Raw genomic sequence first — 18,791 nt, 5'->3', positions numbered from 1 at the left:
TCAATACGTACGTACGTATTATACGACCATGGCTAGACAATCACTCCGCGAAAAACTCCTCGATGCCGGTTTCCAGACCATCTGGGACTCGGGCTATGCCGCCGCCGGCGTGCGCGACATCGTCGCCGCGGCTGACGCCCGGCCGGGCTCCTTCACAAACCATTTTGCCTCCAAGGAGCAATTTGTTGGCGAAGTGGTCGAACGCTATTTCGCCTACGTCAGCGGACTGGTCGAAACAGCGCTGGCGCGGGATGGGACCCCGCCTGTCGGCAGGCTGCGCCGTTATCTCGATCTCATCACCTCGAAGCTTGAAGCGCATGATTGGGCGCGCGGCTGCATGATCGGCAATCTCAGTCTTGAGACCGCCGTGCACAGCGAACCGCTGCGCCTGCGGCTGGTCGCTATCTTCGAGCGCTGGCGTCAGCCCTTCGCGGCCTGCATCGCCGAAGGCCAGGCGACCGGTGACATCACGAGAGCCTTCGACGCCGAGGACCTTGCCGACTTCCTGCTGTCGTCCTGGCAAGGCGCCATGCTGCGTATGAAAGTCGAGCGTAGCCCCGAGCCGCTCGAGCGGTTCAAGAAGATCATCTTCAGCACAGTCTTTGGAAAGGAGCCGATCCCATGACTTCGAACGCCGACATACCTCAGGCGGGCGTCGCCGCAGCGAGACGTTCGCAAATCGCCATCCTCGATTCGACCATGTCCTTTGTCGAGGCCGGCGCGTCCGGTCCGACCGTGCTGTTCCTGCATGGCAATCCGACCTCGTCGCATATTTGGCGCAACATCATCCCGCACGTGGCGCCGTTCGGGCGCTGCATCGCGCCTGACCTGATCGGCTATGGCCAATCCGGCAAGCCCGATATCGACTATCGCTTCTTCGACCATGTCCGCTACCTCGACGCCTTTCTCGACGCGCTCGACATCAGGGACATGGTTCTGGTCGCCCAGGATTGGGGCACTGCCCTGGCCTTCCATCTTGCGGCGCGGTGGCCGCGCCGCGTTCTCGGCCTCGCCTTCATGGAGTTCATCCGGCCCTTCGAGCGTTGGGAGGACTTTCACCAGCGTCCGCAAGCTCGCGAAATGTTCAAGGCGTTGCGTACGCCCGATATCGGCGAGAAGCTGGTCCTGGAAGACAATGTCTTCGTCGAAAAATTGCTGCCGGCCTCGGTGCTGCGCACAATGAGCGACGAAGAGATGGCCGTCTACCGGGCGCCGTTCCCGACGCCGCGATCGCGCAGGCCGGTGCTGCGTTTGCCCCGGGAATTGCCGATCGAGGGTCAGCCCGCCGACGTCGCCGCCATCAGCGAACACGACCATCGGGCGCTGCGGCTGTCCACCTATCCAAAATTGCTGTTCGCCGGCGATCCAGGCGCGCTTATCTCACCGCAGGCCGCACGCGAATTCGCGGCCAGCTCGAAGAACTGCCGTTTCATCGATCTCGGGCCTGGCGCGCACTACCTGCAGGAGGATCATGCCGACACGATCGGCAGCGCTATCGCCGGCTGGCTTCCGGGGGTCGTTCAGGCGGGCCGCATGAACGAACCCGCCTGAAGCAAGCCATGCAACCGGCGGCGTTCACGCCGCCGGACCGGTCGACAGCCCGGCGCTGCGCTGCTAGAAGCCCGGCCTGTCACACGGAAATCCCAAGAGAATGCCCGAAATTATTCCAGAGGAAGTGGCGCGCCGCCGCACTTTCGCGATCATTGCCCACCCCGACGCCGGCAAGACGACGCTGACCGAAAAGCTGCTGCTGTTCGGTGGCGCCATCCAGCTTGCCGGCGAGGTCAAGGCCAAGAAGGACCGCATCCAGACGCGTTCCGACTGGATGAAGATCGAGCGCGAGCGCGGCATTTCTGTCGTCACCTCGGTGATGACGTTCGAATATGAGGACAACGTCTTCAACCTGCTCGACACGCCGGGCCACGAGGATTTCGCCGACGACACCTATCGCACGCTGTCGGCGGTCGACTCGGCCGTCATGGTCATTGACGCCGCCAAGGGCATCGAGCCGCGCACGCTGAAGCTGTTCGAGGTCTGCAGGCTGCGCGACATCCCGATCATCACCTTCGTCAACAAGATGGACCGTGAAAGCCGCGATCCGTTCGAGATTTTGGACGAGATCGAGCAGAAGCTGGCGCTGGACACCGCGCCCATCACCTGGCCGATCGGCCGTGGCAAGACTTTTTCCGGCACCTATCACCTGACGCTGAACGCCGTGCGCAAGGGCGACGACGAGAAGGAACGCACGCCGGTCAAGGGTCCCGATTCCAACCGCGTTGCCGGCCTGCTGCCGGAAAACGAGCGCGAGGCTTTCATCGAGGAACTGGAGCTCGCGCGCGAAGCCTGCCGCCCGCTCGACATCGACGCTTATCGCGAGGGCCATCTGACGCCGGTCTATTTCGGCTCGGCGCTGCGCAATTATGGCGTGCGCGACCTGATCGAGGCGCTTGGCGCCTTTGGCCCGCCACCGCGCGCGCAGGAGGCCGACACCCGCACCATCGAGGCGACGGAGGAGAAAATGACCTCCTTCGTCTTCAAGATACAGGCCAACATGGATCCCAACCACCGCGACCGCATCGCCTTCGTGCGCGTCTGCTCGGGCAAGCTCGAGCGCGGCATGAAGGCCAAGCTGGTGCGCACGGGAAAGCCGATGAGCCTCTCGGCGCCGCAATTCTTCTTCGCCCGCACCCGTGTCACCGCCGACGAAGCCTTCGCCGGCGATGTCGTCGGCATCCCCAACCACGGCACGCTGCGCATCGGCGACACGCTGACCGAGGGCGAGGAAATCCTGTTTCGCGGCGTGCCGAATTTCGCCCCGGAAATCCTGCGTCGTGTCCGCCTCGGCGACGCGATGAAAGCGAAAAAACTCAAGGAAGCGCTGCACCAGATGGCCGAGGAAGGCGTCGTTCAGCTGTTCTCGCCAGAGGACGGCTCACCGGCCATCGTCGGCGTCGTCGGCGCACTGCAGCTCGATGTGCTGAAAGAGCGTCTCAATTTCGAATACACGCTGCCCGTCGAATTCGAAATGTCGCGTTTTTCGGTCTGCCGCTGGATCTCGGCCGACGACAAGGCCGAGGTGCTTCGCTTCATCGAGGCGCATCGCGGCGACATCGCTCGCGACCTCGACAACGACCCGGTGTTCTTGGCCCAGCACGCCTTCTCGCTGAACTACGAAGCCGAGCGCTGGAAAGCGATCCGCTTCGCCACGATCAAGGATTATCAGGTTCGCGACAAAGCGGCGTGATTCTAGCGAGTAGCGAGTAGTGATCCACTACTCACTACTCGCTACTCACTTACGATCACCCTTTCGCCGCCGCCTCCAATTTGGCGATATCGATCTTGCCCATCTGCATCATCGCCGACATCACCCGGCCGGCCTTGGCCCTGTCAGGGTCCTGAAGCAGTCGCGGCAATTGCTCCGGCACGACCTGCCAGGAAACGCCGAACTTGTCCTTCAGCCAGCTGCATCGGCCGGGTTCGCCGCCGCCCTCGGTGAGTTTGCTCCAGAAATGATCGACCTCGTCCTGCGTTTTGCAGTCGATCGAGAGCGACATGGCCTCCGTGAACTTGTATTGCGGGCCGCCATTGAGCGCTTGGAACTGCACGCCGTCGAGCTCGAACGATGCCACCAGCACTTTGCCTTCCGAAGCATGGCCCTGCGGCCAGCGCGTGACGCTCAGCACCTTCGAATTCTTGAAGATGGATACGTAATGGTTCATGGCCTCTTCGGCCTGGTCGTCGAACCATAGGAAGGTGGTGATCTTTTGCATGTCGTGCTCCTCGGTTGCTTCTTGCTGCCACAATGGAACGGCTGGCTCCCGGAATGGCGCCATTTCTTGCCGTCTGCCCAAGGACGGCCATGAGACGCCAGATCCGACAGTGGCATCGAATTTTCCCGGAGAATCTGGCGCATTGCAAAATTGTGGCCAGACCATAGTTGCGCGTCTATAACCCCTGCGATCAAAATTCAGCGCCGCCGCGCCATTCTTCGGCCACAGCCACACCAAGGAAAAAACATGCCCGCCTACCGTTCCCGCACCACCACCCATGGCCGCAACATGGCCGGCGCCCGCGGCCTGTGGCGCGCCACAGGCATGAAGGATAGTGATTTCGGTAAGCCGATCATCGCGGTGGTGAATTCCTTCACCCAGTTCGTGCCGGGCCATGTTCATCTGAAGGACCTCGGCCAGCTGGTCGCGCGCGAGATCGAGAAGGCCGGCGGTGTCGCCAAGGAATTCAACACCATCGCGGTCGACGACGGCATCGCCATGGGCCATGACGGCATGCTCTATTCGCTGCCGTCGCGCGAGCTGATCGCCGATTCCGTCGAATACATGGTCAACGCGCATTGCGCCGACGCCATGGTTTGCATCTCCAACTGCGACAAGATCACCCCCGGCATGCTGATGGCCTCGCTGCGCCTCAACATCCCGACCGTGTTCGTCTCCGGCGGGCCGATGGAAGCCGGCAAGGTCGTGCTGGCCGGCAAGACGCAGGCGCTCGACCTGGTCGACGCCATGGTGGCCGCTGCCGACGACAAGATCTCCGACGAGGACGTCAAGGTCATCGAGCGCTCGGCCTGCCCGACCTGCGGCTCCTGCTCGGGCATGTTCACCGCCAACTCGATGAACTGCCTGACCGAGGCACTCGGCCTGTCGCTGCCCGGCAACGGCTCGACGCTGGCCACGCATGCCGACCGCAAGCGTCTGTTCGTCGAGGCCGGTCATCTCGTCGTCGATCTCGCCCAGCGCTACTACGAGCAGGATGACGAGAGCGCACTGCCGCGCAGCATCGCCTCGAAGGGCGCCTTCGAGAACGCCATGACGCTCGACATCGCCATGGGCGGCTCGACCAACACGGTGCTGCACATCCTGGCCGCCGCCCATGAGGGCGAGGTCGACTTCACCATGGAGGACATCGACCGGCTGTCGCGGCGGGTGCCCGTCCTTTGCAAGGTGGCGCCGGCCAAGTCCGACGTGCACATGGAAGACGTCCATCGCGCCGGCGGCATCATGGCCATCCTCGGCCAGCTCGACGAGGCCGGACTGCTCAATCGCGATCTGCCGACGGTGCATACCGCCAGCCTCGGCGAAGCGCTCGACCATTGGGATATTTCGCGCACCTCGAGCCAGAATGTGCGCGACTTTTTCCTCGCCGCTCCCGGCGGCGTGCCGACACAGGTCGCCTTCAGCCAGGACCGCCGCTGGGACGAGCTCGACACGAACCGCGAAACCGGCGTCATCCGCTCGGCGAAGACGCCTTTCTCGAAAGATGGCGGCCTTGCCGTGCTGAAAGGCAATCTGGCGCTCGACGGCTGCATCGTGAAGACGGCCGGCGTCGACGAGTCGATCCTGAAATTCACCGGTCCGGCGCGCGTCTTCGAGAGCCAAGACGCTTCGGTCAAGGCGATCCTTGCCAATGAGATCAAGGCTGGCGATGTCGTCGTCATCCGCTATGAGGGACCGCGCGGCGGCCCCGGCATGCAGGAAATGCTCTATCCGACCAGCTATCTGAAGTCGAAGGGCCTGGGCAAGGCCTGCGCGCTGGTCACCGATGGCCGCTTCTCCGGCGGCACCTCGGGCCTGTCCATCGGCCATGCTTCGCCTGAAGCGGCGGAAGGCGGGCTGATCGGGCTGGTGCAGGAGGGCGATACGATCGAGATCGATATCCCGAACCGCACCATCCGCCTCGCCGTGGACGACGCGGAACTCGATGCGCGCCGGGCGGCCATGGAGGCCAAGGGCGCGGACGCCTGGAGGCCGCAGGAAAAGCGCAAGCGCAAGGTGACGACCGCGCTGCGCGCCTACGCTGCCTTCGCCACCAGTGCCGACAAGGGGGCCGTGAGGCACGTGCCGGAGTAAGGGCGGTTCTTCCTTCTCCCCTTGTGGGAGAAGGTGGCCTCGCGAAGCGAGGTCGGATGAGGGGTGCTCCAGCTTGACGCCGACGGCACTCCGTCACCCACCCCTCAACCGTCTCGGTGCTGCGCGCCGATCCACCTTCTCCCACAAGGGGAGAAGGAAAAAACCTCACGGCATCAACTGATACTCATAAAGCTTCTGGTAAAGCCCGCCTTGCCCCAGCAGGGTCTTGTGCGGGCCGCTTTCCACCACCTTGCCGGCTTCCAGCACCACGATCGTGTCGGCCTGGTGCACGGTCGACAAGCGGTGGGCGATGACGATCGTGGTGCGCCCCTCCGTCAGCTGTTGCAGCGCATCGCGGAACAGCGCCTCGGATTCGGCGTCGAGCGCGCTGGTCGCTTCGTCCAGCAGCAGGATTTCGGCATTGCGCAGCATGGCGCGGGCGATCGAGATGCGCTGGCGCTGGCCGCCCGACAAAAGGCCGCCATTCTCGCCGACATCCGTTTCGTAGCCTTTCGCTTGCGCGATGATGAAGTCATGCGCGTTGGCCGCCTTGGCCGCTGCGATCACCTCGTCGTCGGTCGCATCCTGCCGCCCAAGCCGGATGTTGTGCATGATCGTGCCGGCAAACAGGAACGTGTCCTGGCTGACATAGGCGATCTTTTCCCTAAGCGAGGCGAGCGTGGCATAGGAAATATCCTGTCCGTCAAGCAGCACCCTGCCGCTCTTCGGGTCATATAGGCGCATGATCAGGTTCAGGATCGTCGACTTGCCGCCGCCGGAGGGGCCGACCAGCGCCGTCATCTTGCCGGCCGCAAGGGTCAGGTCGAACCGGTCAAGCACTGGCGGGCCATTCTGATAGGCGAAGCTGACGGCGTCGAACCGGATCTCGCCAGGTCCGGCATGAAGCGGCCTTGCATCCGGCTTCTCGGCCAATGTCAGAGGCTCGTCGGCCAACTGGAACATCATGCGCACGCCGACAATGCCGCTTTCCAGGGAGATACGGACGCGCGCGAGGCGCTTTGCCGGTTCATAGGCAAGCAGCAGCGCCGCGATGAAGGCCATGATGTTGCCAGGCATCTGGCCGCCCTTCAGAACCAGTAAGCCGCTGACCATGACGGCGCCGGCGATCGCCAGGCCGGCCAGCGTTTCCATCACCGGATTGGTCACCGCTTCCAGAGCGGCGATGTTGTTGGCTCGGTCCTCGACATCGGACACCGCCCTGTACATGCGCTTGCGCATCAAGCCTTCGAGGTTGAAGGATTTGACCACGCGCACGCCGATCGCGGTTTCCTGCATCACCTGGACGATCTGGCCGACCGAGCGGAACTCCATGGCGGCGAACTTGCGTACACGCTTCAGGATGCGGTTGACGCCATAGATGGCCAGCGGACCGACGACGAAGCAGATCAGCGACAGCGCCGGCTGCTGCCAGACCATGACCCCAATCAAGGCAGCCAGCGTCACCAGGTCGCGCGCATAGGAGGTGACGATGAGGTCGAGCACGTTGCGCGCCGCCTGGGCATTGTTGGTCATGCGGGTGATCAGGTCGGACGACGAGGTCGAGTGGTAGAATTCGATGCCTTGCGCCAGGATGCGGTCGTAGATCTTGCGCTGCCGTTCGGCGATGATGGCGTTGCCGACCCGGCTCATGAAGTAGGCCTGGACGAAGTTGGCGATGCCCTTGACGATGAAGATCGCGGCGACCGCCACGGCAATCATGTTGACGCGATCGACCCTTTTGTCGATCACGAATTCATTGGTGATTTCGCGCAGGATCCAGGCGCTGGCGGCCGTCATGCCGGCCACCACCAGCATCGACAGGATGGCGGCGGCGTAGCCGGCCCTGTGCTGCCGGAACGATTCCCGGAGCAGCCTTGCGACGAGGCGCTGGTTTTCCGTCGAGCGGAAGAAGCGAAACAACGGCTGATCCTTGATGCCGGGATGACGAAGGCGGCTTATAGAGGGAGTTGCCGCCGGTGGGAACCTTTGCCGCCATGGAAAGAAACCGCTGCGGCAGGCTGTCTTTTGAGACACGATGCAACTGTGATTCTTCAAGCGGGATGATGAGAGATGGATTTCGACCTAATCGTTCGTGGCGGCACGCTGCCGGATGGCGGCATAGCCGACATCGGCATCAGCGGCGAGACGATCGCGGCGATCGAGCCGAAGCTCGAGGGTTCCGCGCGGACCGAGGTCGACGCCCGTGGCAATCTGGTGTCGCCGCCCTTCGTCGATCCGCATTTCCATATGGACGCCACGCTGTCCTACGGCATTCCGCGCATCAACGCGTCGGGCACGCTGCTCGAGGGCATTTCGCTGTGGGGCGAACTGAAGCCGTGCTTGACGCACGAAGCTGTGCGCGATCGCGCGCTCGCCTATTGCGACTGGGCGGTGTCGATGGGGCTGCTGGCCATCCGCACCCATGTCGATGTCTGCGACGACAGGCTGCTGGCGGTCGAGGCGCTGCTGGAGGTCAAGAAGGCCGTCGCCCCTTATATCGATCTGCAATTGGTGGCCTTCCCGCAGGACGGGTTCTATCGCTCGCCGACGGCGCGCCAAAATACCATGCGCGCGCTGGACATGGGGGTCGACATCGTCGGCGGCATTCCGCATTTCGAGCGCACCATGGCCGACGGCAGGCGCTCGGTGACCGAATTGTGCGAGATCGCGGCAAAACGCGGCCTCATGGTCGACCTGCATTGCGACGAGACAGATGACCCGCTGTCGCGTCACATCGAGCAATTGGCCTATGAAACGCAGCGCCTCGGCCTGCAGGGCAGGGTGGCCGGTTCGCACCTCACCTCCATGCATTCGATGGACAATTACTACGTCTCGAAACTGTTGCCGCTGATCGCCGAGGCCGGGGTTTCGGCGATACCCAACCCGCTGATCAACATCATGCTGCAGGGCCGTCACGACACGTTCCCGAAGCGGCGTGGCATGACGCGGGTCAAGGAAATGCAGGCGCTGGGCATCCGTGTCGGCTGGGGTCAGGATTGCGTGCTCGATCCCTGGTATTCGCTGGGCACCGCCGACATGCTCGACGTCGCCTTCATGGGCCTGCATGTCGCCCAGATGTCGAGCCCCGCCGACATGGCGCGCTGCTTCGACATGGTTACCAACGTCAACGCCGCGATCATGGGCCTTGATCATCTTGGCCTGGCTGTCGGCAAGCGCGCCAGCCTGGTGATCGTCGATGCCGGCAATCCGATCGAGGCCCTGCGCCTGCGCGCCGAGCGCATCTGCGTCATCGCCAGGGGCAAGGTGGTGGCGGAGCGGACAAGGCAGGATACCAGGCTTTCGATCTCCGGCAGGCCGTCGCAGGTGAACCGGCGGCACAAATCCGGGTAGATACAGCCGATTCCCGCGGCTGGTCTTACCGTTTCTTCGATTCCCACTCGTCAAAGTTGGCGCTTGCCTCTAGGAGCCGGGCATGGTTGAGCCCGTCGCCCGGAATTCGATGGTCAAGAATGTGCTTCTCGCCGGCATCCTGCTGATGCTGGCGGGCGACTTTCTGTTTGCGCTGAACGACGCGATGGGCAAATGGCTGGTCACCAGCTTTTCCGTCGGCCAGGTGGTGCTGATCCGCTCTATCGGCGCCTTCATCGTGCTTGGCCCGATGATCGCCAACCAGGGCGCTGGCAGACTGTTCCAGATGGAACGGCCCGGGCTGCAGGTCCTGCGCGTGGTGGCGACGACGCTGGACACCGCTTTGTTCTACGCCGCCGTCGTCTTTCTGCCGCTTGCCGATGTGATGAGCTTCTACATGGCTGGCCCGATCTATGTGGCGGCGCTATCGCATTTCCTGCTTGGCGAAAAGGTCGGCTGGCGCCGCTGGGTGGCGATCCTGCTTGGCTTCTGCGGCGTGGTGATCATGCTGAAACCGTCCTCTGCCGCGTTTTCGCTGTCGTCGGGTTTCGCGCTTGTCGGCAGTCTTGCCTTCGCATTCGCCATCATCCTCAACCGGCGCCTGCGCGGCACCAGCGACACCAATCTGGTGACATGGCAGACGATCGGCACGCTGTTGGTTGGCGGCGTGCTGACCATCGGTGCCTGGAAGACGCCGTCAGCGCTCGATCTCGGCGCGATGCTGCTGCTCGGCATCGTCTCCTGCGGTGCGCATCTGATGATCACGCGGGCGCTGAAACTGGCACCAGCCTCGACGCTGGCGCCGCTGCACTACACGCTGCTCCTGTGGGCGGTGGTGTTCGGGCTGGTGTTCTTCGGCGACGTTCCCGGCCCGCGCATCCTGATCGGCTCCGGCATCATCGTTCTGGCCGGCCTGTTCATCTTCCATCGCCAGAAAGTGGTCGACACCACGGTGCCGCCGGAGAACGTGCCGAAGGGTGTGAACTAATGCATGTCGCCCGGAAGTGTACTCGGTTCCGGGACAACGACATGCATAAAATCAGAAGCCTACAGCATGTCGCGGTGAATCCTGTTCGCCGCGACATGCTGTAGGGCCCGGATTTCGGGTGTCCAATGCCGCGCTTTAGCCCTGGCGTACCGCAGCAAGGTGCCGCAAAAATTCCTCTGTCTCCATAAGCGCCTTGCAGCGTGCGAAGCGGCCGTCGGCATAGGCGCGGAAATCGTCGGCCGGATTGTTGTTGGCGAGCTGGATCAGCCCCCACAACGTCCACAACAGGTCGCACATCGCCTTGTAGATGACGACGCGGCCGCGCTCCGCCGGCTTCGCCTCGCCACCGAAATAGGCGCGCATCAACTCCTCGTCCTGGGCCGCGTCGAACTTGCCTTCGACGCTGAGATCGCCGAGGTCCCAGAGGGGGTCGTTCATCCCGGAATATTCCCAGTCGACGATCCACATCCGCTCGCCCGTATCGAGAAAATTTTCGCACAGCGGATCGCAATGGCAGGCGACGAGGGGCAAGGGGTGAACGGCCAGGGCCGAGCGCACGCTGCCGGCCGCGCGCACCACGTCATGATAGCCGGCGGGCAGGGCGACATCCCTGGTCGACAGCACCTTGAGATAGTCATCGATCATCGAAAACAGCTCGAAGCGGAACGGGAATACCGCGCCGGACGCGTGCAGCTTGTGGAAGGCCTCGGCCGCCCGGGCCGGACTGCCCTGCCGCTCCCTGAATTTCTCCGGCGACATCGTCTCGGCATCGGCGATGTAGCGCGTCACCATCAGGCCCGTGGCGGCATCGGCATGCAGCACCTCGGGACTGACGCCGGCCTTCGCCGCCTCGCGCGCCGCCACCGCTTCGTTGGCGCGGTTGATGTATTCCTCGGTGCCTTTGCCCGGAATGCGCAGGCAGTAATCGCCGGCCTTGAAGACGAGGTTGGTGAGGCCGCCAAGCCGTTCCAGCGGCCCGGTGTAGCCAGCCAGCACCGGAATGGCGGCAAGTTTTGCCCGCGCCTCGTCTGTCACCATGCCTGCGTCCCCACGCGCTATTTCTTTGCGACAACGGTTCCACAATTTTCGCCGTTTGGCTATCATCCCGGCAAGACAGGGAGTTTGTGGACACGTGACGGACGGCAAACATCAAGGCGCGCTCGGCGAGGCCTACGCGGCCAAGCGCCCGGAAGAGGTGGCGGCACTCTATGACAGGTGGTCGCAAACCTATGACGCCGATATGTCGACCGCCGGCTACCGCCACCCGACGATCTGCCTTGCCTTGCTGGCCCGCCATCTGCCGCGCGGTTCAGCCTCGCTGCTCGACGCCGGGGCAGGTACCGGGCTGATCGGCGAATGGCTCGACATTGCCGGCTATCCCCAGGTCGAGGCGCTCGACATCTCGCAGGGCATGCTGGATCAGGCCGCGCGCAAGGGCGTCTATTCGGCGCTGCATTGCCTGGCACTCGGCGGTGACCTGCCTTTTCCCAACGACACCTATGCCGGCATCATCTCGGCCGGTGTGTTCACCTCGGGTCATGTCGGCGCCGACGGTTTGGACGAACTGATCCGCATCTGCCGGCCGGGCGGAGTGATCGTGCTGACGGTCAAGAACACGTTGTGGGATCAGGGCTTTGCCGCGCGCATCGCCGAACTCGAGGCGCAAGGCCTGGTCGTCCGCATTGAGGAAACACGTCCCTACGTCTCGATGCCTGGCGAGGCCGATACCGTCCCCAGCCGTGGCCTTGCTTTGCGCGTGCGTTAAGCCTTCACGCGCTTCATTGCCGGGTCGTATAGCGACTCAAGACAGATTTGAGCCGGCGTCCGCTGCATCGCCACCACCAGTTCATAGCTGCCCGAGGCGAGGAAATCATCGTTCACCCCCTCGGCGTTGCGCACATAGCCGTAACCGATGTTCTTGCCGACCGTGTAGCCGTAGCCGCCGCTTGTGAGATAACCGACCGGCTCGCCGTTGCGCAGGATGGTTTCGCGGCCGAGCAGCACGATCTCCTGGTCATCGACTGTGAAGCCGGCGAACCGTTTCATCGACGCTGCGCCGCCAACTTTCTCAAGTGCGCGTCGTCCGACGAAGTCGGTGTTCTTACGCAGCTTTACGGCCCAGCCCAGCCCGGCCTCCAGCGGTGTGTCATTGGGCGTGATGTCGGAGCCCCAGGCGCGATAGCCCTTTTCCAGCCGCAGTGATTCCAGCGCGCGGTAGCCGACCGGCCGGATGTCGTGCTTCCCGCCCGCCGCCATCAGCGCGTCGAAGACTTCACCGGTGGCGGCGATCGGCACATGCAGCTCCCAGCCCAGTTCGCCGACATAGGTGACACGCAGCGCCCGGACCCTGTGACCCGCGATGCCGATTTCCCGCACATGGCCGAACGGGAAGCCGGCATTCGACACATCCGCATTGGTCACGGCCGAAAGCACATCGCGGGCGCGCGGCCCCATCAGCGACAGCGTGCCGAAATCCTCGGTGACATCGGCGAGCTGGGCATCGAGGCCTGCGCCAATATGGTCGCTGATCCACGAGGCGTCATGGGTGCGGAAACCGGTGCCGGTGACGATGTAGAATTTTTCCTCGACCAGCCGCGACACGGTCAGGTCAGCCTCGATGCCGCCGCGCGTATTGAGGAGTTGCGTGTAGGTCAGCCGGCCGACCGGCTTGCTGACGTCGTTGGCGCAAATCCAGTCAAGGGCCTTGGCCGCGTCGGGGCCGCTCAGCTCATATTTGGCGAAGGACGACTGGTCGAAGATGCCGACATGCTCGCGCACGTGCCGGTGCTCGTCGCCGACGGCGGCAAACCAGTTCTGCCGGCCCATTGAATAGAGGTCCTTTGGCTCGACGCCCTTCGGCGCGAACCAGTTTGGCCGCTCCCAACCGAGCTTCGAGCCGAACACGGCGCGTTGCTGCTTCAACCGCTCATACAGCGGCGAGACGATGCGCGGCCGGCCGCTGACGTACTCCTCGTGCGGGAAGCCGATCGTGTAGTGCTTGCCATAGGCTTCCAGCGTGCGCTCGCACACCCATTGCCGGTCGCGGTGCAGGTTGGAAAAGCGCCTGATGTCGACCACCCACAGGTCGAGCGGCGCCTCGCCGTCGACCACCCATTGCGCCAGCACCCAGCCGGCGCCGCCGCCCGAGGCGATACCGAAAGCGTTGAAGCCGGCGCCGACGAACATGTTGGCGCATTCGGGCGCCACGCCGAGGATGAAATTGCCGTCGGGCGTGAAGCTTTCCGGCCCGTTGATCATCTGCTTGACGCCGACCGTCTCCAGCGCCGGCACGCGCGCGATCGCCTGAGCCATGTGCTGCTCGAAATGCTCGTAATCGTCGTCGAACAGCCGGAACTCCCAGTCGTCGGGCACGTCGCCTCCGGGGAGACCGGTTGTCCAGGCCTGCGGGTTCGGCTCATAGCCGCCCATCACCAGCCCGCCGACCTCTTCCTTGAAATAGGTGCGCCGATCGGGGTCGCGCAGCGTCGGCGCGTCAGTCGCCAGCCCCGCGATTTTCTCGGTGATGATGTACTGGTGCTTCACCGGCTGCAGCGGCACGTTGATGCCGGCCATGGCGCCGACCTGCCGCGCCCATTGCCCAGCGCAGTTCACCACCTTGTCACAGGCGATGTCGCCTTGATTGGTCTTCACCGCCGTGATGCGGCCGCCCTTCATCTCGAAGCCGGTGACACACACCCCCTCGTAGAGCTTGGCGCCATGCATGCGCGCGCCCTTGGCCAGCGACTGCGTGATGTCGGAAGGGCTCGCCTGGCCGTCGGTCGGCAGCCAGGACGCGCCGACCAGATCGCCGGTCTCCATCAGCGGCCACATCGTCTTGACCTCCGCGGGCGACAGAAGCTGCATGTCCATGCCGAAGCTTCTCGCCGTCGTCGCCAGCCTTTTGTACTCGGTCCAGCGGTCGGCATTGGTGGCGAGCCTGAGGCAGCCGGTCATTTTCCAGCCGGTGGCGAGCCCGGTCTCGGCTTCCAGCCCCTTGTAGAGGTCGACGGAGTATTTCAGTACCCGCGTGATCGAGGCCGACGAGCGCAATTGCCCGACCAGGCCGGCGGCATGCCAGGTCGAGCCCGAGGTCAGCTTGCCCTGTTCGAGCAGCACCACGTCGGCCTTGTGGTCGCGCGCCAGATGATAGGCCGTCGAACAGCCGATGATGCCGCCGCCGATGACGACGATCGCGGCCTGGCTAGGCAAGGTCATGATTTCAGGATCCCGTATTTTGTCCGGTAGCTTTCCAGCGCCGCGTCGAGCCTCACCAGGTTTTCCTCGGTGTAGGCGACGTAGTCGATGCCGGGCGCGTCGAGATAGAGTTCCGACACCATGCTCCACATCGCTTCGCGCAGCAGCGAGGCGCATTGCATGGCGGCGTGCGAGCGGCGGATCGCCTCATCCGGTTCCTTCATGAAATAGGCGGTCAGGAAGGCGAAGGATTCCTCATCGCTCATGCCGGCGTTGGAAGCGACGCCGGCGAGGTCGAACATCGCCGTGTTGAAGCCGGCATATTCGAAATCAATCAGCCACAGCCTGCTGCCGTCGTCGAGAATATTGGCAGGCAGAAGATCATTGTGGCCAAAGACGATCGGCAGCAATTTCTGAGCGCGCTCCAGTTCGTCGGCCAACGCCAGGAAGCGCGGCAGGTCACCGCGCTTGCGGCTGTCGCCTTCTTCAAGCGTGCGCGCATAGTCGCGGATGACGTGGAACACCCAGAACATGAAGCCCGCGCCGGAGATATGGTTGGGCATCTCCCGGTGGAAGCCGCGCATCAGCGCCGCGACGCGGCCGAGATTGGCGCGCACGTCCTCGGCCAGATAGGTTTTGGCGCCAAGAAACGCCGTCACCAGGATTCCTGGTTCGGCATAATGGACCGTCGGCGCGAACCCGGCGGCGTGAGCCGCCCGCGCGGTCATCACCTCGCGTTCGCGGAAGACATGGTGGAACGGATAATCCTGGCCGAAGCGCACGACATGTTTGCCGGCCGTGTCGGTGACCACATAATTCGCGTTGCTCAAGCCGCCGGGCAGCGGCGCGATCTCGATGGCGCCCGTCCAGCAGGGCAGGGCGCGGATGCGGTCTTCGGCAATCACGGGATCATCCCTGGTTTGCTGGGCTGGTTTGCCGGGTTTCGCCAAGCGCCCTGGGCAGCGCAACGACGGCGGGGAGAAACGCAAAAAATCTCGTCGGTGCGGGACGCCAGGATCGGTATCCCGCACCGCACCGACGAGCCCCTTGGCCAGGTTTTTGAACCCGGCATCCGCCCCCGCGGATCTGAAAATTCCTTGCGCCAGACACATCGCAGGCTGCCTGGTCAATGAGTTGCGGCTCTGCCAATCATCCTCCCGCTGCAGCTCCGAACCCCTGTTGGGATTGGATTTCACGCCAGGGTTGCTCTTCTGTCAATAAAAAGATGTGACTTTTTTTGGGTATTTTGCCCGAAAGCATGGGCAATTCCTTTAAATGCGTTAGGAATGCCTTTGGAAACGGGCAAATTCCGGGACGCGCACATATGATCCACTCGAAACGGCATGGCGAGATCCTGCGGCTGCTGCAAGAAGAGGGAACCGTCACCATCGCCAGCCTGGCAGACCGGTTGGGCGTTTCCCTCGAAACCGTGCGGCGGGACGTCAAGCCGCTCACCGGCGACGGCTCGGTTCTGAAGATGCATGGCGCCGTTGGCCTGCCGTCGATGATCGGCGAAGCGCCGTTCGAACGGCGCATGCGCGAGCATGCCGACGCCAAGCGCGTCATCGCGCGCATGGTTGCCGCCACCATCCGCGACGGCGAATCGATCATGCTCGACACCGGCACCACGACCTCGTTCCTGGCGCGCGAACTGCTCGGCCACCGGCGCCTGACGGTCGTCACCAACTCGTCTGATATTGCCCGCACGCTGGCCACCATCAACGGCAACAAGGTCTATATGGCCGGCGGCGAGCTGCGCAGCGATTCAGGAGCCGCGTTCGGGACGTCGGCGATCGAGTTCGTCAGCCGCTTCTCGGTCAGCCACGCCATCATTTCCACCGGCGCCGTGGATGCGGTGACGGGTGTCATGGACTTTGATCTGGACGAGGCGGAATTCGCCCGCATGGTGCTGTCGCGCGGCCAGCGCTCGCTCGTCGTCACCGACCACACGAAGTTCGGCCGCCAGGGCTTGGTTCAGGTCTGCGGCTTCGACGGCTTTTCCGAACTCGCCACCGATCGCGCGCCGCCGCATGACATTGCCGCCGCCCTCGCACAGGCCGGCGCGCGGCTCAGCATTGCCGGCGGCGAAGCGGGAATTTAGCCGAAGGCGATGTTGTGCATCAGGGATGCCGCGTCTCCGGCGGCATAGACGCCGGAATTCGTTGTCTGCTGTTTGTCATCGACTGATGTCATCGCGGGCGTCCGTGTAAACTCGCGGCGACGCTATGCCGCCAACGCGCGAAAACTCATCCTGAAGCAGGCGCCGCTGGGCTTGCCGTCGAGGATTTCGATTCGCCCGCCATGGAGATGCATGATCTCCTGCACGAGGTTGAGGCCGAGGCCGGCGCCATGATCCTGCGGGCGCAATCGGTAGAAGGGTTCGAAGATGCGCTCCCGCTCGCCCGGCGGCACGCCGTCGCCTTCGTCCCGCACCTCGATGATGGCGGGTGTTGTGACGCTGACGGTGATCTTGCCGGCGCGGCCGCCATGCTCGATGGCGTTCTGCACGATGTTGGTCACCGCACGTTCGATCGCGGTGCGGTCGCCGGTGGCAAAAAGCGTGTCCCTCTCCGGCTCGAACGACATCTCGTATCCGGCCGAGAATGCCATCGGCGCGAGGTCGACGATGACGCCTCGCGCGATCGCCACGAGATCGACCTTCTCGAAGGGCAATGTTTGCCGGTCGAGACGCTGCAGGTCGAGCAACTGGTCGGTCAGCGTCGAGAGCCGTGCTGCATCCTGCAGCAGCCGTGCCCGTTCCGGTGTCGCCGGCAGCGAGGCGAGGCGCGTGTTGAGGATGGCGACCGGTGTCCTGAGCTCAGGGCGGCGTCGGTGAGGAAACGTTTGTGGCGCTCATAGCCCTTGTCGAGCCGCGCAAGGGCCGCATTCACCGCCTTGACCAGCGGTGTCACCTCTGTCGGTACGTCCTTCAGCGGCAGCTGGACACCCCGCTGGTCGATGTCGATGCGCTCAGCCTCGGCGGCTGCATGGCCTAGGCCCGAAAGGGCGCCACGCACCACCCAGGGCGTCGCGAACAGCGTGGCCAGCGCCATCAGCCCGGCGAGCGGCAATATGCCTTGCAGGAAGAATTGCGGCGCCTGGTCGAGCAGGCGCAACAGCGAAAGCCCGCCCTTGGTGCCGGTGAAGATCTGGACATTGCCGGCCGCCGTATCGGTCCAGCGGATCTTCCCCTCCGGCGGCGCGGTTTGTCCGATTGCGTGGTCGATACGGGCGTCGCTGATAGTGTCCAGCAATCCGGCGAAAGGCTGGAAGATGGGCGGCATGGTGCCCTCCTGCAGCCGCTGGCCCTGCTTGTCTCGGATGATGAACCAGAGATCGGGGACCTCGGATCGCAGCTTCGTCAGGTCCGAGGTCTTGCGCAGGATGAGCTTCCCGCCTGCGTCACGCGCCACCGCATCCGCCAGCACGTCCATTGTGCCGTCCTCATAATCGTGCGGAATGAGCCCGGTGGCGAGCAATGCGACGAGAATGCCGACGATGATCAGCGTCAGCATCGCGCATTGCAGCAAGGCGATGCGCAGCACCAGGCTCCATTTCAGCGAACGCGGGCGCTTGAGGCTCATTGCTTGGCGCTCATGTCGTCTCGCGCAGGAGATAGCCGACGCCGCGAATGCCGTTGATCGTCACGCCGGCATCGGCATCGGCGAGCTTGCGGCGCAGGCGCGAGACATGGGTGTCGAGGGCGTTGGACTGGATCTCGTCATCGAGGCCGAACACCGCGTCCATCAGCGCCTCGCGTTGCACCATGCGGCCGGTGCGCCGCATCAGCGCCTCCAGCACCAGGAGTTCGCGGCGCGGCAGGCTGAGCGGTTCGGCACGGATCGACGCTTCGCGATGCCCGACATCGAGCACCAGATCGCCGGCACGGATGAATTGCGACTGTATCGGCGCCGGGCGCCTGAGCAGCGCGCGCAGGCGAGCCAGCAGTTCCTCGAAGGCGAATGGTTTCGCTAGATAGTCGTCCGCGCCCATGTCCAGCCCATCGACCTTGTCCGATGTGTCGCCTCTCGCCGTCAGCATCAGCACTGGCGTGGTGTTCTTGGCCGAACGCAATCTGGGCACCAGCGACAACCCGTCGCCATCCGGCAACTGGCGGTCGAGCAGGATCGCGTCGTAGCTGTCCGCGGCAACGGAGCCTTCCGCCTCGTTGAGCGAACCGGCGTGATCGACCACCATGTCGTGGCGCTTCAGCGCGGCACGCAACGCAGAGACCATTTCAGGCTCGTCCTCGACCAGCAAGATTCGCATCGACAATTCTCCAGCAGCAGCTTTGGGCGCTACCGCGCCAACATTGCGCAAACATGGCAAAGCCGAACGGCCCGGGTCGACAAACGCTTTCTTTGCCTCCGCGAGATCGC

The 18,791-nt window shown here is 63.9% G+C and carries 14 protein-coding genes and 1 pseudogene; 8 read left to right on the top strand and 7 right to left on the bottom strand.

All coding sequences use genetic code 11. The features are described from left to right. Window positions 1-28 precede the first annotated feature (28 nt). The 3 genes from M653_RS0104270 to M653_RS0104260 all read left to right on the top strand — a co-directional run bounded on the left by M653_RS0104270 (window position 29) and on the right by M653_RS0104260 (window position 3,244). Window positions 29-625, top strand: a complete 597-nt coding sequence (locus M653_RS0104270) for a TetR/AcrR family transcriptional regulator (protein ID WP_027142184.1) — start codon at window positions 29-31, stop codon at window positions 623-625. Then, the gene (locus tag M653_RS0104265; RefSeq protein ID WP_027142183.1) at window positions 622-1,551 is read left to right on the top strand and encodes a haloalkane dehalogenase; all 930 of its coding nucleotides are present in this window, start codon (window positions 622-624) and stop codon (window positions 1,549-1,551) included. The genes M653_RS0104270 and M653_RS0104265 overlap by 4 nt, the downstream gene beginning before the upstream one ends. Before the next feature lie 100 nt (window positions 1,552-1,651). After that, complete coding sequence (locus tag M653_RS0104260) at window positions 1,652-3,244, top strand: peptide chain release factor 3 (RefSeq protein ID WP_027142182.1); 1,593 nt, start codon at window positions 1,652-1,654, stop codon at window positions 3,242-3,244. A gap of 55 nt (window positions 3,245-3,299) precedes the next feature. On the opposite strand, the gene M653_RS0104255 is transcribed toward M653_RS0104260, so the two are convergent. After that, complete coding sequence (locus M653_RS0104255) at window positions 3,300-3,770, bottom strand: VOC family protein (protein WP_027142181.1); 471 nt, start codon at window positions 3,768-3,770, stop codon at window positions 3,300-3,302. 246 nt (window positions 3,771-4,016) lie between these two features. On the opposite strand from M653_RS0104255, the gene ilvD reads away from it, so the two are divergent. Beyond that, entirely contained in the window at window positions 4,017-5,861 is a 1,845-nt protein-coding gene (gene ilvD, locus M653_RS0104250; RefSeq protein ID WP_027142180.1) for a dihydroxy-acid dehydratase, read from the top strand. A 165-nt stretch (window positions 5,862-6,026) separates the two neighbouring features. Here the strand turns inward: ilvD and M653_RS0104245 are convergent, their stop codons facing one another. Beyond that, complete coding sequence (locus M653_RS0104245; RefSeq protein ID WP_027142179.1) at window positions 6,027-7,781, bottom strand: ABC transporter ATP-binding protein; 1,755 nt, start codon at window positions 7,779-7,781, stop codon at window positions 6,027-6,029. 150 nt (window positions 7,782-7,931) lie between these two features. Here M653_RS0104245 and M653_RS0104240 point away from each other — a divergent pair, with 150 nt between their 5' ends. Together M653_RS0104240 and M653_RS0104235 are read left to right on the top strand one after the other, a co-directional pair. Further along, window positions 7,932-9,212, top strand: a complete 1,281-nt coding sequence (locus M653_RS0104240; protein WP_027142178.1) for an amidohydrolase family protein — start codon at window positions 7,932-7,934, stop codon at window positions 9,210-9,212. A gap of 82 nt (window positions 9,213-9,294) precedes the next feature. After that, window positions 9,295-10,218 (top strand): DMT family transporter, encoded by a 924-nt coding sequence (locus M653_RS0104235; protein WP_027142177.1) that lies wholly within the window; start codon window positions 9,295-9,297, stop codon window positions 10,216-10,218. Between the two features lie 135 nt (window positions 10,219-10,353). On the opposite strand, the gene M653_RS0104230 is transcribed toward M653_RS0104235, so the two are convergent. After that, window positions 10,354-11,256 (bottom strand): phosphotransferase family protein, encoded by a 903-nt coding sequence (locus M653_RS0104230; RefSeq protein WP_027142176.1) that lies wholly within the window; start codon window positions 11,254-11,256, stop codon window positions 10,354-10,356. A gap of 94 nt (window positions 11,257-11,350) precedes the next feature. Between M653_RS0104230 and M653_RS0104225 the strand changes: the two genes are divergently transcribed. Next, a complete protein-coding gene (locus tag M653_RS0104225) occupies window positions 11,351-11,983 on the top strand; it encodes a class I SAM-dependent methyltransferase (protein ID WP_027142175.1) in 633 nt (210 codons plus the stop codon). On the opposite strand, the gene M653_RS0104220 is transcribed toward M653_RS0104225, so the two are convergent. Next, a complete protein-coding gene (locus M653_RS0104220; protein WP_027142174.1) occupies window positions 11,980-14,433 on the bottom strand; it encodes an FAD-dependent oxidoreductase in 2,454 nt (817 codons plus the stop codon). The genes M653_RS0104225 and M653_RS0104220 overlap by 4 nt on opposite strands. Continuing rightward, entirely contained in the window at window positions 14,430-15,317 is an 888-nt protein-coding gene (locus tag M653_RS0104215; RefSeq protein ID WP_027142173.1) for a phosphotransferase family protein, read from the bottom strand. Before M653_RS0104215 ends, M653_RS0104220 begins: the two co-directional genes overlap by 4 nt. 419 nt (window positions 15,318-15,736) lie before the next feature. Between M653_RS0104215 and M653_RS0104210 the strand changes: the two genes are divergently transcribed. Then, window positions 15,737-16,513, top strand: a complete 777-nt coding sequence (locus M653_RS0104210) for a DeoR/GlpR family DNA-binding transcription regulator (protein ID WP_027142172.1) — start codon at window positions 15,737-15,739, stop codon at window positions 16,511-16,513. A gap of 122 nt (window positions 16,514-16,635) precedes the next feature. Here the strand turns inward: M653_RS0104210 and M653_RS1000000134295 are convergent. Both M653_RS1000000134295 and M653_RS0104195 read right to left on the bottom strand, forming a co-directional pair. Then, window positions 16,636-17,996, bottom strand: a pseudogene (locus M653_RS1000000134295) (HAMP domain-containing sensor histidine kinase). A gap of 10 nt (window positions 17,997-18,006) precedes the next feature. Beyond that, window positions 18,007-18,681, bottom strand: a complete 675-nt coding sequence (locus M653_RS0104195; protein WP_027142171.1) for a response regulator transcription factor — start codon at window positions 18,679-18,681, stop codon at window positions 18,007-18,009. Window positions 18,682-18,791: the final 110 nt, after the last annotated feature.

The organism is Mesorhizobium sp. WSM3626, from assembly GCF_000513935.1.
GTDB lineage: Bacteria > Pseudomonadota > Alphaproteobacteria > Rhizobiales > Rhizobiaceae > Mesorhizobium > Mesorhizobium salmacidum.
This window is presented reverse-complemented; position numbering and strand designations above follow the sequence as displayed.

What these genes read in the sequence shown, in the direction of transcription:
- M653_RS0104270 (WP_027142184.1), top strand. Translation starts at nt 29, where the DNA reads ATGGCTAGACAATCACTCCGCGAAAAACTCCTCGATGCCGGTTTCCAG.
- M653_RS0104265 (WP_027142183.1), top strand. Translation starts at nt 622, where the DNA reads ATGACTTCGAACGCCGACATACCTCAGGCGGGCGTCGCCGCAGCGAGA.
- M653_RS0104260 (WP_027142182.1), top strand. Translation starts at nt 1,652, where the DNA reads ATGCCCGAAATTATTCCAGAGGAAGTGGCGCGCCGCCGCACTTTCGCG.
- M653_RS0104255 (WP_027142181.1), bottom strand. Translation starts at nt 3,770, where the DNA reads ATGCAAAAGATCACCACCTTCCTATGGTTCGACGACCAGGCCGAAGAG.
- ilvD (WP_027142180.1), top strand. Translation starts at nt 4,017, where the DNA reads ATGCCCGCCTACCGTTCCCGCACCACCACCCATGGCCGCAACATGGCC.
- M653_RS0104240 (WP_027142178.1), top strand. Translation starts at nt 7,932, where the DNA reads ATGGATTTCGACCTAATCGTTCGTGGCGGCACGCTGCCGGATGGCGGC.
- M653_RS0104235 (WP_027142177.1), top strand. Translation starts at nt 9,295, where the DNA reads ATGGTTGAGCCCGTCGCCCGGAATTCGATGGTCAAGAATGTGCTTCTC.
- M653_RS0104230 (WP_027142176.1), bottom strand. Translation starts at nt 11,256, where the DNA reads ATGGTGACAGACGAGGCGCGGGCAAAACTTGCCGCCATTCCGGTGCTG.
- M653_RS0104220 (WP_027142174.1), bottom strand. Translation starts at nt 14,433, where the DNA reads ATGACCTTGCCTAGCCAGGCCGCGATCGTCGTCATCGGCGGCGGCATC.
- M653_RS0104210 (WP_027142172.1), top strand. Translation starts at nt 15,737, where the DNA reads ATGATCCACTCGAAACGGCATGGCGAGATCCTGCGGCTGCTGCAAGAA.
- M653_RS0104195 (WP_027142171.1), bottom strand. Translation starts at nt 18,681, where the DNA reads ATGCGAATCTTGCTGGTCGAGGACGAGCCTGAAATGGTCTCTGCGTTG.